At 54.7% G+C, this 16,536-nt stretch carries 15 protein-coding genes; 5 read left to right on the top strand and 10 right to left on the bottom strand.

The features are described 5' to 3' along the window. Positions 1-67: 67 nt before the first annotated feature. The gene (uvrB, locus tag FHS19_RS27705; RefSeq protein WP_183585175.1) at positions 68-2,059 is read right to left on the bottom strand and encodes an excinuclease ABC subunit UvrB; all 1,992 of its coding nucleotides are present in this window, start codon (positions 2,057-2,059) and stop codon (positions 68-70) included. A gap of 173 nt (positions 2,060-2,232) precedes the next feature. Here uvrB and FHS19_RS27700 point away from each other — a divergent pair, with 173 nt between their 5' ends. Together FHS19_RS27700 and FHS19_RS27695 are read left to right on the top strand one after the other, a co-directional pair. Then, complete coding sequence (locus FHS19_RS27700; protein WP_183585173.1) at positions 2,233-3,030, top strand: flagellar motor protein; 798 nt, start codon at positions 2,233-2,235, stop codon at positions 3,028-3,030. Further along, the gene (locus FHS19_RS27695) at positions 3,014-3,811 is read left to right on the top strand and encodes an OmpA/MotB family protein (RefSeq protein ID WP_183585171.1); all 798 of its coding nucleotides are present in this window, start codon (positions 3,014-3,016) and stop codon (positions 3,809-3,811) included. The genes FHS19_RS27700 and FHS19_RS27695 overlap by 17 nt, the downstream gene beginning before the upstream one ends. 104 nt (positions 3,812-3,915) lie before the next feature. Here the strand turns inward: FHS19_RS27695 and FHS19_RS27690 are convergent, their stop codons facing one another. The 5 genes from FHS19_RS27690 to ftsE all read right to left on the bottom strand — a co-directional run bounded on the left by FHS19_RS27690 (position 3,916) and on the right by ftsE (position 9,823). Beyond that, entirely contained in the window at positions 3,916-5,214 is a 1,299-nt protein-coding gene (locus FHS19_RS27690; RefSeq protein ID WP_183585169.1) for a serine protease, read from the bottom strand. A gap of 90 nt (positions 5,215-5,304) precedes the next feature. Next, the gene (locus FHS19_RS27685; RefSeq protein ID WP_183585301.1) at positions 5,305-6,729 is read right to left on the bottom strand and encodes a S41 family peptidase; all 1,425 of its coding nucleotides are present in this window, start codon (positions 6,727-6,729) and stop codon (positions 5,305-5,307) included. 136 nt (positions 6,730-6,865) lie between these two features. Continuing rightward, on the bottom strand, positions 6,866-8,158 hold the full coding sequence (locus FHS19_RS27680) for a murein hydrolase activator EnvC family protein (RefSeq protein WP_183585299.1): 1,293 nt from the start codon (positions 8,156-8,158) through the stop codon (positions 6,866-6,868). A 77-nt stretch (positions 8,159-8,235) separates the two neighbouring features. Beyond that, positions 8,236-9,147, bottom strand: a complete 912-nt coding sequence (ftsX, locus tag FHS19_RS27675) for a permease-like cell division protein FtsX (protein ID WP_183585167.1) — start codon at positions 9,145-9,147, stop codon at positions 8,236-8,238. Next, a complete protein-coding gene (gene ftsE / locus FHS19_RS27670) occupies positions 9,137-9,823 on the bottom strand; it encodes a cell division ATP-binding protein FtsE (protein ID WP_183585297.1) in 687 nt (228 codons plus the stop codon). Before ftsE ends, ftsX begins: the two co-directional genes overlap by 11 nt. A 213-nt stretch (positions 9,824-10,036) precedes the next feature. Here ftsE and FHS19_RS27665 point away from each other — a divergent pair, with 213 nt between their 5' ends. Beyond that, on the top strand, positions 10,037-11,476 hold the full coding sequence (locus FHS19_RS27665) for a VanW family protein (protein ID WP_183585165.1): 1,440 nt from the start codon (positions 10,037-10,039) through the stop codon (positions 11,474-11,476). Positions 11,477-11,569: 93 nt separating this feature from the next. Here the strand turns inward: FHS19_RS27665 and FHS19_RS27660 are convergent, their stop codons facing one another. Then, a complete protein-coding gene (locus FHS19_RS27660) occupies positions 11,570-11,725 on the bottom strand; it encodes a hypothetical protein (protein WP_163882621.1) in 156 nt (51 codons plus the stop codon). A 171-nt stretch (positions 11,726-11,896) separates the two neighbouring features. Here FHS19_RS27660 and FHS19_RS27655 point away from each other — a divergent pair, with 171 nt between their 5' ends. Beyond that, positions 11,897-12,142, top strand: a complete 246-nt coding sequence (locus FHS19_RS27655) for a hypothetical protein (RefSeq protein ID WP_246426844.1) — start codon at positions 11,897-11,899, stop codon at positions 12,140-12,142. Positions 12,143-12,160: 18 nt separating this feature from the next. Next, positions 12,161-13,279, top strand: coding sequence for a DNA polymerase III subunit beta (gene dnaN, locus FHS19_RS27650; protein ID WP_183585161.1), 1,119 nt, complete (start codon positions 12,161-12,163; stop codon positions 13,277-13,279). An 89-nt stretch (positions 13,280-13,368) separates the two neighbouring features. Here the strand turns inward: dnaN and FHS19_RS27645 are convergent, their stop codons facing one another. The 3 genes from FHS19_RS27645 to FHS19_RS27635 all read right to left on the bottom strand — a co-directional run bounded on the left by FHS19_RS27645 (position 13,369) and on the right by FHS19_RS27635 (position 16,536). Beyond that, the gene (locus tag FHS19_RS27645) at positions 13,369-14,901 is read right to left on the bottom strand and encodes an MDR family MFS transporter (RefSeq protein ID WP_183585159.1); all 1,533 of its coding nucleotides are present in this window, start codon (positions 14,899-14,901) and stop codon (positions 13,369-13,371) included. A 36-nt stretch (positions 14,902-14,937) separates the two neighbouring features. Then, positions 14,938-15,675, bottom strand: a complete 738-nt coding sequence (locus tag FHS19_RS27640) for a cytoplasmic protein (protein WP_183585157.1) — start codon at positions 15,673-15,675, stop codon at positions 14,938-14,940. Positions 15,676-15,810: 135 nt separating this feature from the next. Continuing rightward, the gene (locus FHS19_RS27635; RefSeq protein ID WP_183585155.1) at positions 15,811-16,536 is read right to left on the bottom strand and encodes a polymer-forming cytoskeletal protein; all 726 of its coding nucleotides are present in this window, start codon (positions 16,534-16,536) and stop codon (positions 15,811-15,813) included.

The raw sequence follows: 16,536 nt of genomic DNA, 5'->3' as shown, positions 1-16,536 counted from the left end.
TGGGATTTATCCACAAAGAGAACGACCAGTCCAAACGGCCGTTCCCTTATCCTATCCATGTTCTTGTTTATTCCGCCTGAAGTTCCAGCAGGGCGTCACGCAGCTCGGCGGCGCGCTCGAACTGCAGGTTCTTCGCAGCTTCCTTCATTTCCGCCTCCAGACGCTGGATTACCGACTGGCGCTCCTTCTTCGACATCTTGCCGCCGGTTCCGGTCAGATACTCCGCCTTCGACTCGGCCACTTTTGTCGCCTCAATGACGTCCCGCACCTTCTTGCGGATCGTCTGCGGCGTGATTCCGTGCTGCTCATTGTAATCGATCTGCAAGGTGCGGCGGCGCTGGGTTTCCTTGATCGCTTTGTCCATCGACTCCGTAATTTTGTCGCCATACATCAGAACAAAGCCCTCAGAGTTCCGGGCCGCGCGGCCGATGGTCTGAATGAGAGACCTCTCCGAGCGCAGGAAACCTTCCTTGTCGGCATCCAGGATCGCAACCAAAGATACCTCAGGCAGGTCAAGTCCCTCTCTCAGCAGGTTGATACCAATCAGTACATGGAACGTACCCAGACGCAGGTCACGCAAAATCGCCATCCGCTCCAGCGTCTTGATATCGGAGTGCAGGTACCTTACTTTGATCCCAATCTCTTTCAGGTAGTCGGTCAAATCCTCGGCCATCTTCTTAGTTAACGTTGTCACGAGCACCCGCTCGTCGCGGTCGATCCGCTCCCGGATCTCTCCGATCAAATCGTCAATCTGCCCTTCAGTCGGGCGGACTTCGATTACCGGATCCAACAAACCTGTCGGACGGATGATCTGTTCAACCATTTCATTGCAGTGCTCGATCTCGTACGGTCCCGGCGTCGCCGATACGTAGATGATCTGGTTCACTTTGTCCTCGAACTCTTCGAACGTCAGCGGCCGGTTGTCCAGCGCCGACGGCAGACGGAATCCGTGTTCCACGAGCACCGTTTTGCGCGCCCGGTCCCCGTTGTACATCGCCCGGATCTGCGGCAGCGTTACGTGGGACTCGTCGACCACGATCAGCATGTCATCCGGAAAATAGTCCAGCAGCGTATATGGGGTAGCTCCCCGTTCCCGGAACGTTAACGGTCCGGAATAGTTCTCGATCCCCGAGCAGAAGCCGACTTCCTTCATCATCTCGATGTCGTAGCGCGTACGCTGCTCCAGGCGCTGAGCTTCAAGCAGCTTGCCTTGGGAGCGCAGCTCCTCGAGCCGCTCCTCCAGCTCCCGCTCAATATTAACCAGCGCCACTCGCATCGTCTCTTCCTTCGTTACGAAGTGAGACGCCGGGAAAATCGCGATATGATCGCGTTCACCGATGAGCTCGCCCGTCAGGACATCGATCTCCGTAATCCGTTCGATCTCGTCCCCGAACAGCTCCACGCGGATCGCCTGTTCCCCTTTGGAAGCCGGGAAAATCTCAATGACGTCGCCGCGAACACGGAACGTCCCGCGCACGAAGTTAATGTCGTTACGCTGATACTGGATGTCCACCAGGCGCGACAATATCTGATTGCGCGGCTTCTCCATGCCTACGCGCAGCGACAGCAGCATGCTGGAGTATTCCATCGGCGAACCCAAGCCGTAAATGCACGAGACGCTCGCCACGATGATGACGTCGCGGCGCTCGAACAGCGAGCTGGTCGCGGAGTGGCGCAGCTTATCGATCTCCTCGTTGATGCTCGAGTCTTTCTCAATATACGTATCCGAAGAAGGGATGTACGCTTCCGGTTGATAGTAATCATAATAACTCACAAAGTAATCGACGGAGTTGTTCGGGAAAAACTCCTTGAATTCGCTCGCCAGCTGGGCGGCCAGCGTCTTGTTATGCGCGATGACCAGCGTCGGCCGCTGCACCTTGGCGATGGTCTGCGCAATGGTAAAGGTCTTGCCGGTACCGGTCGCACCCAGCAACGTCTGATGCTTCTTCCCCTGCTTCAGGCCTTCCACCAGCTCGGTAATGGCCTTCGGCTGGTCGCCCTGCGGTGTGTATTCCGACTCAAGCTCAAACGTCTTGGTACTGACGACAATATCGCTCATTGCCCAACATCACCCTTATCATCTAAAATAGATATTCTAAACTATATGTCGAGATTTCCCGATATAAGCTATAGGAAATCATTGTTGAAATAAGAATATTTGTTCCCGTCTATTATACTCTGATCAAGTGCCGTATGCAAACCCTAACTCATGAACAGGAGTGATAGCACAACATGGAAATCACAACAATACTGGGCATCCTGGCGGGACTTGCCGCGCTGGTAGGTGGCTTTTTATGGGAAGGAGGTCAGATTAATGGATTAATGCAGGCAGCGGCCGCCCTGATCGTATTCGGGGGTACCATTGCCGCTGTTGTTGTCAGTTACCCGCTTCACCGGCTCAAGGCGATTCCCAAAGCGCTGCGCTTTGCCTTCAGCAAACCGGCCGAGGATACGAACCAGCTGATCGAAGACTTGGTCGGCATGGCCACGGCGGCCAGACGCAATGGGGTGCTCTCCCTTGAAAGAATGGCGATGGACCATCACAACTCGTTCCTTCGTGAAGGCATTCAGCTGGTCGTCGACGGAACGGAAGAATCCCAGATCAAACAGATCATGGAGCTCGAAATGGACGCCGTGGAGCAAAAGCATGAAAACTACGCCAAAATATTCGAGTCCGCTGGCGGTTACGCTCCGACCATGGGTATCATCGGCACCGTTATGGGGCTGATCCACGTCCTGGGCAGCTTGTCCGAGCCGACCGAGCTCGGGCCGTCGATCGCGGTTGCTTTTACCGCTACGTTATACGGCGTGGCGAGCGCCAATATTATCTTTTTACCCATTGCGTCGAAAATTAAGTCCCGCAGCGCCGATGAAATTCAGCAAATGGAACTTCTGATGCAGGGCATTCTGGCGATTCAGAACGGCGAGCACCCCAACATGGTGCGCAAAAAGCTCGTTTCCTTCACACCGGTGGACAGCTATCATGCCCCTGCCGTGAAGGAGGAATTCATCGATGAGACAGCGGAATAGACGTCAGGGCCGGAGGAAAAGCGAAGGAGACGGCGGCCGGGACCGGTGGCTGATCACTTATGCGGACCTGATCACGCTGCTCCTGATCTTTTTCGTCATGATGTTCGCGATGAGCCGGCTGGACGTTGAGAAGTACGAAGCGATCACACAATCCCTGCAGCATACGTTCAAAAGCGGCGATTCGATCCTCGAGAAGGGATCCGGCATCACCGGCCAAGCGGACAAACATACGCACCGAAATCCCGACACGGCCAAAAAGCCGCAGGACAGCGGCTCTCAGGAACTGACCGAACGGGAGCTTGCGTTCCGCGAGCAGGAGCAGGAGCTTCAGAACCTGATGCAGGTCATTTCGCAGTATGTAAAGGATAACCGGCTGGAGGACCAGATTTTTGTGGCGGATGAGCCTCAAGGCATCTCGATAACGCTTAGCGACCAATTTTTATTTGATGTCGGCAGAGCGGACCTAAAGCCCGGCTCGGCACCGGTGTTGGACAAGCTCGCTAGCTTGTTCAAGAACCTGAACACGGTCATCAGCATCGAGGGACACACGGACAATCTGCCGATCGTGCATGCTTCAAATTACAAGGATAATTGGGAGCTTTCCGGAGCCCGGGCGCTGTCGGTCCTTCGTTTTTTCCTCGATCAGAAGCATTTGAACCCGGACGAGTTCCAATACGCCGGATACGGCGATACGCGTCCGGTCGGGGATAACGGCACCGAAGCCGGAAGGCAGAAGAACCGCCGGGTGGAGATCATCGTCCTTCGCCAGCTCCAGGAATAATCCGTAACCTCCTGCTTGCCCGGTAAACCACATGGTTAGCCTCTTCATAGGACAAAAAAGCGTGGAAGCTCTGAAGCTCCCACGCTTTTTGTGTTCTTGCCTTACTACATGTCGGCTTCCCGCGCATCATGCGATGCAGGAGTGGACGACTTGCTGCGGGCATGGATTTTCATGCCGATCAACTGAAACAGATTGACCGGCTTCAGTACCAGAACCACGCCGGCATCCGGGTCCGGAGCCAGGATGACGCCCAGCTGGTGATGATCCCCGTCGTAGATTGCCCGCTGCAGGAACTTGACCTCGCCCTGCAGGTTTTGCACTTCCAGCTTGCAGAAGGCCGGGTTTTTGCGAATCGCCAGATGCAGCTGCTCTTTGGACCGGATCGCCATGCCGTTGACCTTCATCATCGATTCGCCGGCCGCAATACCCAGCTCTTCGGCAGGGCTCCCCGGAATGACGGCCAGCACCTTCAGCCCCTGCGCAGGATGGACAAACACCGGGCTCCGGTGCTGCTCCTCATACCGGCTGTACCAGGCCAGTCCTTCATGAAGCACAAAGGCGATCAAGGCCGCCACAAGGGCGAGCGGGCTCCACCAGGCCGACAGGATGCTGAAAGCCAGCAGTACGACGCCATAGATAAGAAGGCGTTTGAACGTCCGCTCCGCCTTCACCTGCGGAAGCAGGCTCTGCGTCATTTCGCTGAAGCCAATCACCACGGGCAGCGCCATCATGCTGAAGCCGCTGCTCCATCCGTCTCCGCCAAATAAAGGCGTCCAAGGCAGAGCCGCATCCGAGGCCCCCGGAATCAGCAGAAAGAGAGGAATCGGCCAGAACACTTGCATCTGGTAGCCTCCGACGAGCTTGCCCCGCTTCCCTTCAATAAAGAGCGGGTTGGCAAAGGACGCTCCCTGCATGCGGATCAGCAGCGCTTCGGCCAAGTGCAGCACGGCCACCAAAGCAAGCAGGGCGGGAATATCCAGACCCGCTACCGTATCCTTCACCGTTTTCAGGAACCCGTCCGGACTCCAGGAAAACAGCCCCATAATAAACTGAATTACGCCCAAGATCCCGATGGCGTAAGCAAAGCACAAATACCTGACCCGGAACAGCAGCAGCACGATAGCCACCACCCAAATGCAGATGACCGCTTCCGTCGTCAGCGATATTCCCAAAAACGCCGCAGCCACCGAGACACCGATCCCGGCCAGCAGTCCGCCCCAAAAGGTCCGCCATGTCTGCAGCCCCCAGCTGTGCAGCCGGACGGAGAACAGCTTTCTCTCCAGCAGCACCTGCCTGCGGTACACCAGCGCCATCAAAATGATCGAAATATAATAAAACGGCTGCGTCAGCAGCTGTAGCAACGCATTCCCGAACTTCCACAACAGTTCCCAAGCGACATCCAATCCGTCACCACGCTCCTTCCCTATGACATTTACGCATATCCTGGACAGACATCAGACGCAAGAAAAAAAGAAGGCTAAAGATCAGCCTTCTTAACGATTCGACGCGGCAGCGGCAATTTCCTTCCGCACCTCGTCGATCCCGTCGTTCAATTGATTATCGTATTTCGGATCGCGGATGTGCTCGATCAGCGCGTTCTCGAGTGCTTCCGCCGTTTTCGCGTCAATGACGCCGTTTGCGCTCAGCTTCGCGCTGCCCTGGAACGATTTGACGGCGGCGACAGTTTTCTCATCGAAGAATCCGTCTTTGCGTCCAGGCTTGAAGCCAAGGCCGTCCAGCATGACCTGCGCACTCTTCACGTCGGTGTTATTCATGTTGTACTCCAGCGATTTGTCCTTGTTGATCGGAGCCACCGAGAAGTAATCCGGCTGAGCCACCGCCATGTCCGGCTTGATCCCCTTCTTGTGGATCCAGCTGCCGTTTGGCGTCAGCCATTTCGCGATCGTAATCTTGAGCAGGCTGCCGTCGCCCATTTGCTTATCGAAGCTCGTCTGTACGGTCCCCTTACCAAAGGAGTTTTCACCGATCAGCTTCGCTCCGGCCGATTGCTGCAAAGCACCTGCCAGAATTTCGGATGCGCTGGCGCTTCCTTTGTTCATCAGGAGGGCGATCGGATAGTCTTTGCCCGTTCCCTTGGACTCGCTCTTCTCGCGCTTTTTGTTCTTGTCTTCAACCTGAACGATCAGCTTGCCCTTCGGCACGAATTGCTCGGCGATATCGATCACGACGGACAGCACGCCGCCGGGATTGTTCCGGACATCGATGACGAGGCCCTTCATGCCTTGGCTTTCGAGCTTCGCCAGCTCTTCCTTGAAGCGATCGCCCGTGTTCAGGGAGAACTGGGTAATTTCAATAACCCCTACCTTACCCGGTTCCATGTGGGCATTGACGGTCTCCAGATCGACATCGTCGCGCACGATGGTGTACTGAAGCGGCGTCGACACGCCGCTTCGGCGGACCGTCAGCTTCGCCTCGCTGCCTTTCGGACCGCGGATTTTCGAGACCGCATCGTTCAGTTCAAGCCCGCTCAGCGATTCTCCGTTCACCGTCAAGATGATATCCTTAGCCCGGAGCCCTGCTTTTTCCGCAGGCGATCCCTTGATTGGAGACACGATGACGACATTGCCGTCTTCGGAGGACACTTCGGCACCGATGCCGCTGAATGAGCCCTCGATGCTCTCCTCAAATTCCTGTGCCGTTTGCTTACCCATATAAGTCGAGTACGGATCTTCCAGCGATTCCATCATGCCGTTGATGGCGCCGTCCACCAGCTTGCTCCGGTCCACATCCTCATAATAATTGCCTTGGATGAGATCCAGAGCCGTACCGATTTTCTTCGCTTCATCCTGCTTCAAGCCGCCGCTGACCACGCTCGCCAGCACGCCCTGGCCCGTCGAGGCCTGATTCGCAAAGCTTGCACTCGTTAAAGCGAGGGTCATTACGCTTCCCAACAGCATACCTACGACGACCAACAATGCGACCGTACGTTTCTTCAAAGTAAGTTTCACCGCCTTTTATTTTCCGGCCGAACCTCTTATGACCAGACTTAACCATCCTAGTATATGTTCGGCTTGTACGGAATATTTATACGGTCTACAGATACGGCATTGGGTCCACAGGCGTTCCATTCTGACGGACTTCAAAATGAAGGTGAGGCCCCGTGACTTGTCCCGTGGCGCCGGATTCTGCAATCACCTGACCGCGGCTGACATGCTCGCCTACCTTTACTTTAATACCGCCTTCACGTATATGTCCATAGAGGGTCCACATTCCATCCCCATGATCGATGATGACACAGTACCCGTACCCGCTCCACCATTCGGCCAGCGTAACGGTTCCCGTTTCGGCGGCGTGGATCGGCGTTCCCTGCGGAACAGCCAGGTCCACCCCTTTATGCATCTTGCCCACTTCACCCGTAACCGGATGGACTCTTCGGCCGAAAGACGATGAAATGCGGGCTCCGCTCACCGGCATATACAGCGGTCCGCCGCTGCCTGAGAAACCGCCCGAGCTTTCAACCGTCGTTGTCGCGCTCCTCTTCTTGGCCGCTGCCGCTGCTGCAGCCGCTCTCTTCGCAGCAGCCGCTTTGGCTGCCGCCGCCTTTCTCGCCGCTTCTTCAGCCTTCAGCTTGTTCTTCTCCTGCTGCAGGGAAGCACGCTTGCTGACGAGCGTGACGAGCAGTTGATCCTGCTCTTCACTGGTGTCGTCGGATTCTTCAATCTTCTGGTCGTACTGGGCGATCAGAATCTGCTTCTGCCGTTCGTTTTCGGCAAGGATCGCCTTCTGGTCTTCCATCTGGGCATACAGATCCTTGGCCTTGGCGTAATCCGACTCCAGTTCCTTTTTCTTAGCCAGCACCAGCGCTTTGTCCTTCTTGTGCTGTTCCAGCAAATCCTTGTCCTGGTCTACGAATTCCTTCAGCGCATCGGCCCGTTCCAGGAAATCGGAGAAGCTCGTCGATGAGAGCAGCACTTCCAAGTAGGATACGTTGCCGTCGGTATACATGAGGCGTACCCGCGACTCCAGCATTTTTTCCCGCGACTGGATCCGCTCTTCGGCGGCATCCAACTCGGTCGCCGTCTGATGAAGCTTGTCCTGCGTATCGTCAATTTGAACCGTCAATTTCGTCATCGTGTTGCTCACCGTATTAATCTGGTTCATGACGTATTGCAGGTTTTGGGTCGTTTTATTTTTGTAATGCTGCGCTTCCTGCTTCTGGGCTTCCGCCTTGCTCTTCTGCTGCTTGGCGGTCTTCGCCTGCTGCTGCAGCACTCTCAGTTCATGGTCGATCTCATCGACCGTCTTTTTCTTTGCCAGACCTACTGAAGGTTGAAATACAGCCGCTGCGATCATAACTACGGCCAAACATGTGGCGATCTTTTTCAACTTGCGTTCCCCGTCCTTTTCCAAAAGTTTCTCCTGTATAACCAAGACTCTCCGTCAGCTGCTTATCGTCCTTGTTCTTATACCTTCAAAAATTTGCGAATAGATAGGGTCGTTCCCCACATGCCGATCAGCACGCCGAGGACAATCAGTAATCCTCCCCACTGCCACAGCTGGCTCAGCGGGAGAAGGGACATCTGAAGCGTAAAATCCGAGCCGATGGAGGCGGCCAGCCGGTCATAACCGACAAACAGCAGCGCCACCGTGATGACGGACCCGATCAGTCCGATCAGGGTGCCCTCCACGAAGAACGGCCAGCGGATAAAATAATTCGTCGCCCCGACCAGCTTCATGATGCTGATTTCCCGGCGGCGGGCGAGAATCGTGACGCGGATGGTGTTGGAGATCAGGAACATCGACATGACGGCGAGGCCGGCCACGAAAATAAACCCGATGTTACGCACCAGGCGCGTCACTTTAAACAGCGTTTCGATTGTGCCTTTGCCGTACTTCACTTTCATGATCGGCTGCTCCGTATGGCTCGTGTTCAGCGCCTCGATCTTCTGGGCGACGAACGGAACCGTCGTCGGCTCGATCACCTCGACCATAATCTTATCCGGCAGCGGGTTGTTATCCTTACCGAATCCTTCAAGCAGCTCCTTGCCCTCGTCTCCCATACTGTTGCGGAAATCGGTGAGCCCCTGCTCTTTGGAAACAAACTGTACCTTGCTGACCTCCGGCATCGCGGAGATTTCGTTCTGGACCTTCTCACGCAGCTTCTGGTCGACGTTCAGATTAAGATAAGCGCTTATCTGCACCTGTTTATCAGCTTTGTCGGCCAAAGCATTGACATTGAGCACCAAGATGATAAATACCCCGAGCACGAACAGGGACACCACGATGGAGGTAACGGAAGCCACGGACATCCACCCGTTGCGGAAGATGCTGTTAAACCCGACCCGCAAATGCCGCAGAAAGGTGTTAAAAGTCATACCCGTATTCTCCTCTCTGCTGGTCGCGTACAATGCTGCCGTGCTCGATCGCGATGACGCGCTTGCGCATCGTATTCACGATCTCCTTGTTGTGGGTGGCCATGACAATGGTCGTTCCGCGGAAATTGATCTCATCTAGCAGCTGCATGATGCCCCACGAAGTTTCGGGGTCGAGGTTGCCGGTAGGCTCGTCCGCGATAATGACCGCCGGGTTGTTCACAATGGCTCGGGCGATCGCGATCCGCTGCTGCTCCCCCCCGGACATCTGTGCCGGAAGGCGGGCGGCTTTGGACTTCAGTCCGACCAGCTCCAGCACCTCCATCACGCGCTTTTTCATCTGCCGCTTCGGCGCTTCGATGACTTCCATGGCAAAAGCCACGTTTTCGTAGGCCGACAGTGTCGGAAGAAGACGGAAATCCTGAAAAATAACGCCGATATTCCGGCGCACATACGGAATTTTCCGCTGCTTCAGCTTGCCGATATTAAAACCGTTCACAGAGATTTGCCCTTTGGTCGGCACTTCTTCTCTATAAATAAGCTTCATGAATGTCGATTTGCCTGCGCCGGACGGTCCGACGACGTATACGAATTCGTTGCGGTCAATCTTGACCGATACGCCTTGCAATGCATGGGTTCCATTCTGGTAGGTCTTCCACACGTCCTGCATTTCAATCACTTCGTTCATCACTTCCTAATTACATAATCAGCCATTATAAATTCGACACATTCCAGCTAATTCCTTTAAAAAAGCGTAGGAATCATCACGATGTGTTTCATTGTAACAAAATTGTTACCTTTTGAGTACCCGAAATTTTTCCACTTTGCCTACATATATATGGAAAGACAGCATCAATCACGATGAAGAGGAAGCGAAAGAGGTGGGAACCCTATGAAAAAAATTCATTTAAGCCTGATCATTATCGCCAGCATCCTGCTGATCGGTTCCGTCACCGCCGGGTGGGTACATCTTTATATCGGACAAAACACCCTTCCGGATAAGATCCAGGTTGCCGGCTACCCGCTCGGAGGAAAAGATTCGGATGAGGCGCTTAAGCTGCTGGACGCCCGTCTCAGACAGATGGAGAGCATTCCCTTGACGCTGTCCGTGGCCGCCAAAGGCATTCCGGATGCCCAGCTGACGCTGAAGGAAGCCGGCGTTTCGTTTGAAGCGGACGCCTTTAAAGAGGCGGTAGCGCAGTTGCATGAAGGAAGCTGGCTGGACCAGCTTAAATACCGCTGGCATTTTCAAACGGACTGGAACATCGTGCCGCACTGGGACATTTCCGCGCTGAAGGAGAAATTCACGCCGGAGTGGGAGCAGGAGCACTTCGGGCTTCCGGTGGAAGCCACGCGGCGGATCTCAGGTAAAGACGAGGTCGTGTACACGCCGGAGGTTTCGGTCTCGCGGATTGACTGGAACACGCTCAAGGAGCAGATGACAGCCCTGATTCCGAAGGATTTCGCCCTGATTGCCGGTGGTGAAAAGCCCAAGCTCAGCCTGGACCTTCCCCTGTACCGGATGGTGCCGAACGTCACGATCAGCAGCCTCAAGGAAGAAGGAATCGAGCGAAAAATCATCGAGTTCTCCACCGGGCTCGGCTCGAGCGGGCCGGGAAGGGTATACAATGTCGATTCCGCCGCCAAGGCGGTGAACGGCATGGTGCTGAAGCCGGGTGACGTGTTTGACTACAGCAAGGTCATTGCCAAGGCGGAGGAAAAATACGGGTTCCAGGAAGCGCCGGTCATCCTGAACGGGAAGCTGGTGCCCGGAGTAGGCGGAGGCATCTGCCAGGTATCCAGCACGGTGTACAATGCGGCCGTCCGGACCGGGCTCGATATCGTCGAGCGGCGCAACCATTCCCTGCCGGTCAGCTACTTGCCGAAAGGTCAGGACGCCACGTTTGCCGAAGGCTCGATCAACTTCCGCTTCCGGAACAATACTGGGAAGTCGCTGCTGATTCAGGCCGAAGTCAAGGATCGGAATCTGATCGTCAAATTTTTTGGCACTTTTCCGAAAAATGTCACCTATGACCTCATGTCCCGCACGGTCGAAACTCTCCCGGTTACCGAAAAGTTCGTGCAGAATCCGACCCTACCGGTCGGCGGCCAGGAGATCCTGCAGAGCGGCAAACCGGGGTACATCGTCGAGACCTATCAAATCAAGAAGGTGGACGGCAAGGAGGTATCGCGCAAACGTATTTCCCGTGATACGTACCGTCCGCAAAACCGGCTGATCGCGGTCCATACGGAAGATCCGGGAGAGGGCAGACCCGCTCCAGGTTCCGAAGAGCAAATCGTGGAGGATGGCGTAAGCGGGCCGAACTTCTGAGCGCAGATGATGGGCAACTATAAAAGAAAAAGGGTGCCTCCGCTGGTTTAATGAAACCGCTGGAGACACCCTTTTTATAATCCTGTGTGAGCTCTATTGAATAATCCCGATCCGGCGCGCCTGCTCCTCCGTCAAAATGTACTCTTCGCTCGGCCACACTTCCTCCTCGGCCTCGACGCCGAACATCTTCATGACCTCGCCCCAAATGCCCTTCTCTACCGCTTCCGCCTGCGTAATAATGATTTTCATGACGCTCTCTCCTTTTCGCTTCTTTTACCCTTTTATACCCCGTTTGAGGCGGGTTGATTCGTCTAGCGCTAAAAGGAGTGCTTATTGCCTAACACTTTCGAACTGTGATAGATTAGAATTAGAAAATATTTGAAATAGGTAACCTTATTCAAATTTGAAGGAGGCATGATCATGGAGCCCCGCAATAAAGTAAAAATCGGCATTCCCGATAAGGAAGGTCAGTTGAGCTTCATGTTTACCCGTGGCGGTGCGCGCCAGGGAGCAGGCAGAAAAGGGATCGGGACGACCCGCAAAGTATCGTTAACTTTATCCGAGGCAACATGGAGCCGTCTGGATGCCTATTGTGACGATCATCAGCTTACTCGGTCCGAGGTTCTGCGTGGAATGATCGAGCATTACTTTTCCGACCAAAATTAAAAGAAAAAGGTGACGCCCGTGTTCGTCCGTATCCCCGGTGACCTTCTGGCTCAAACCGTTCATCAGGTTGCCGTCGCAGCTTCGGTATCCTCAGCACAACCGCAAAACTCTATGATTCATTTACATACGAGTCTGGAAGGATTAACTCTTGCATCAGGAACAAGCTCAGGATTGGTCATTCAAACTAGGCTTCCACTCGATGAGCGACATCGTCAAACGGAATCCATCGCCGTGCCTTCGCGTCTATTTGCGGATATGATCCGCAAGCTGCCTGCCGGAATGGTAACCCTGGAAACACAGCCGCCTTTCCTATTAAAGATTAGTTCCGGGAGTACTTTATTCCGACTCTACGGAATGGATCCAAAGGATGGCTGTTCCGTTCCAGACCTCGGAAACCACCTTTTGGATGTGGAGATATCGGGCTCTCAATTTAAAAAAGCGGTTCAGCAGGTTGTTTTTGCATCCGCCAAATCAAATGAAGCCAGTCCTGTATTAACCGGCGCCCTGTTTCACATCAGAAATGGCTCAATGAGGTTGATAGCTACAGACGGTGTGCGCTTGGCTTCATGCACAACCCTTCTTGATCGCAATCCGAGCTATGAAGCGGAGGCCATCATACCTTCCGCATATCTAAAGCATATCTCCAAACTGCTGTCCGGAGAGAAACTGCGGATCTCCTTCAGTAATCACCGGATGATGATGCAGAATCAGAATCTCACGGCGTACATTCCTCTGATTACCGGATCCTTCCCGTCAATGGAAACGATGATCAACGCCGCATATGTAACGGAAGTCCGGGTGTCCTCAGCTGCCTTTCTCAGTGCGATCGAGCGGGTTAATTTGGTTGCGGGCGATCAAGCAGTTCTGCTGAACGGAACATCCCATTCCTTGGAATTAAGCTCCAATACGCCGGAAGTCGGCGATGTTCTGGAGACTACCCCAGCACTGGACTTTCAGGGGGAGCCATTTCGTATTGCTTTTAACGGGAAGTATATGCAGGACATCATACGTGTAATCGACAACGAATGGATCAGTATTCAATATGCAAGTCCTTTAAAGCCCCTGATTGTTACTGCTGCTTCTTCAAATGAGTCCCTGGTTTATCTAATCACTCCACGAAGGACTAGAGCTACATAGATACATAGATATAATGCAAGCACCTGCCAAAAAAAGGAAGAAACCAAGACTCGCCTCAGCTTCTTCAAAAGTTCCAAATCACGCTTTTATTAATGATGCGCCCCGTCTTTGCGCGCTCCCGGTCCCATCTGGGACATTTGCAGCCGTGATCCGCCCATCAAGGAGACCGAAACCAGCGCCAGTGCCGCCGGTATTACGGCCCACAGGAACGCATGGTCCACGGAGACGGACAGCGCGCTGCTGATCTTCTCCATGACCGGTGCCGGAATGAGCGCTCTGCGCTCCGGCGAAAGCATCTGCTGTGGATCCATCGTAGGCGGCATATTCTGGCCGGAAGCTCCGCCCAGCGTACTGCTCAGCCGATCATGGAAATCATTTCGCTGGATGATACCGAAGATCGTAATTCCCACTGTCATCCCCAGCGAGCGCAGGAAGGAAATCGTCGAGTTGGCCGAGCCCCGCTGTCTGGCGTCCACGCCCTGGATGGCCGACATCCCGAGGACGGAGAACGAAAATCCCATCCCGAAGCCGGCGACCAGCATATAGACGGACAGCATCGTCCGCGTCGTCTCCGGCGTAATCGTGCCGAGCAGCAGCATGCCGCCGCCGAAAATGACTGCCGATAGAATCATGACGCTGCGGAACGACATTTTGGTGGACAGCATGCCCCCTACTTGCGAGGCCACCACAGAACTCAGCGTCATCGGAAGTAGTATCAACCCGGAGTTAGTTGCATTTCCACCCATAACTCCTTGCACAAAAATCGGAATGTACACGGCTGCGGTAATGAAAGCCGCCCCATAGAATAAGGCCGCTGCGCTGCTGAAGGCGAACAGCCTTTTGCGGAACATGTCATAGGACACGATCGGTTCGGCCACCTTGGCCTCCACGGCCAGGAAGACGATCATCAGTACGGCAAACGCGGCGAACAGTCCGATAATGACCGGTGAATCCCAGGCGTATTTGCTGCCACCCAGCTCCAGCGCGAACATCAGGCTGACCACGGATCCCACCAGCGTAGCTGCTCCCCAAATATCGATCTTTTGCTTGGAATGCTCATGAGACTCATGATAGAACAGCACCACCAGCAGAAAAGCCACAATGCCTAAAGGCAGGTTAATATAGAAAATCCAGCGCCACTCCAAATAATCGGTGATATACGCTCCGAGAAGCGGTCCGAACAAGCTCGACACTCCGAATACGGCTCCGAACATGCCCGCCATCTTGCCTCTGGACTCCACCGGGAAAATATCAAACACGATCGTAAACGCAATCGGCACCAACGCCCCGCCGCCGATTCCCTGAATCGCCCGGTAAATGCTCAGCTCGGTAATGCTGTGCGCCGTCCCGCATAAGGCCGAACCCAGCAGGAACATGATGATCCCGAATACGAAAAATCTTTTCCTTCCATACATATCGGACAATTTGCCGAAAATCGGCATGCCGGCCATCTCTGCCACCATATAGGCGGAAGTAACCCAGACGAATTGGTCCAGACCGCCCAGCTCGCCGACAATCGTCCCCATTGCGGTGGAGACGATCGTGTTGTCCATCGCCGCGATCAGCACGCCGAGCAGCAGACCGGCGACAATCAGACCGAGCCTGTTCTTTTTCTCTGCCATGTCACGCACTACCCCTTTATATGTTTGTAAAATGCGCTATCCCAGCCGGACAAACCGGCCTACGCTTGCCGCCGTGTCCTGCTTGAATTCGTCTGTATACTCCACCAGTCCGATCTCGCATCCGCTGCCGATGTTCACCCTTCTGCCCCGGACGACGGCAGCCTTGGTGTTCTCCAGATAAACAACGTCCCCTTCAATACTCTCTGCGCTGAGCTCCCCGCCGTCGTAATGCGAAGTCATCTTGCCGATCAGGGGAATCTCCAACCCTTTCTTGACGGTGATCTTGGCACCCACGAGCTCCCCGATCCGGCTCGGTCCATACATCTTGATCTCGACGTGCTCGCCGTTCAGCATGCCCGGAATTTCCACCACGCCCCGCACCAGCAGCTCTTCCGTCTGGCCGGACGCCGCCCGGAGACCGCCGTTGATCTTGGCGAAATCCGAAGACACATTGCCGCCTACGGCCAGCTCGCCGTTAATGCTGATGCTTTTCAACTGCAGATCCCCGGACACGCTGACCTCGCCCTGAGACTTCAGCAATCCGCCCTGAAGGTTCTCCCGGACGTTCAGCGTTCCGTTGACGGATGCGGTTTCCGCAATCAGGGAGCCGTTCACCTGGGCCGTGCCCAGGCATTTAAACAGCCCGCAGTCCGCCGTACTGCTGATTTCCGCGTCACCCATAATTTTGACCTGGTTAAACGTTCCGCCTCCCGAGCTCCCGCTGCCCGTGATTTTGATATCGCCAAGCCCGTGGCGGTTTCCATTTGACGTCATAACCTTTTCCTCCCTTATTGAATACCCGGTCATCCGGGCATTCCCTGAATGTTATCTCATGCACCCATATTGGAACGTTGCTCTATTGCTGCCTAGCCGGTTTCAGCGCAGATACAGATCTGCTTCAACGCTGCTTCAGATCCGCTTCGCCGATCCGACCTGAGCGTCTCCGTCCCGCTTGAAGTCGGCCTTGTATTCGACCCTGCCGATTTTGCAGCCGGGGCCGATCCGTACTTCGCTGCCGCGGACGACATCCGCTTCCGTATATTCCAGATCTACGAAGTCCCCTTCAATGAGATCGGCCTTCAGGCGGTTGTTGAAGACCGGGGCCAACTGCAGCAAAATAGGCGCTTTCTTTAACCGGCGCACGGTAATATGATCCCCGCCGATTTCCCTGGCTTTGCTGGCCAGGCTCATCTTCAAGTCAATCACGCCGGCGTTCACCAGCCCATCCACGTTAAAGCCGCCGTGAACCGAAAGCACCTCGCACTGCACGTCCCCTCTCGACTTCAGGCTGCCCGACACTTCCACTTTCTCGCTGTTGAGCCCCTTTTCCAGGGTGACCTGGCCGTTGATCGCAGCCGATTCGCTGCAGTGGGTCATCTCTTTGACCGATCCCATGCCGTCCATGATCAGACGTTCGGCTGATAAATTACCGCTGATCGTCATCGTCCCGTTAATCTTGACCGTTTCCCCCAGCACCGAACCTGAAATGTTCAGGGTGCCGTTGGAATCCAGCGTAATGCAGTCAATATCGCCCTTTACCCGGCTGATCCCGTCAATCCTAACCGTTTTATACACACCCGACGCTACCGTCCCGATGCCCGACATCGACATGTCATGTCTTTGTTCCCGCTCCAT

It is taken from the genome of Paenibacillus rhizosphaerae (assembly GCF_014192015.1).
Lineage (GTDB): Bacteria > Bacillota > Bacilli > Paenibacillales > Paenibacillaceae > Paenibacillus_AQ > Paenibacillus_AQ rhizosphaerae.
Note: the sequence above shows the minus strand (reverse complement) of the source record. Positions and strands in the feature narration are given on the sequence as shown.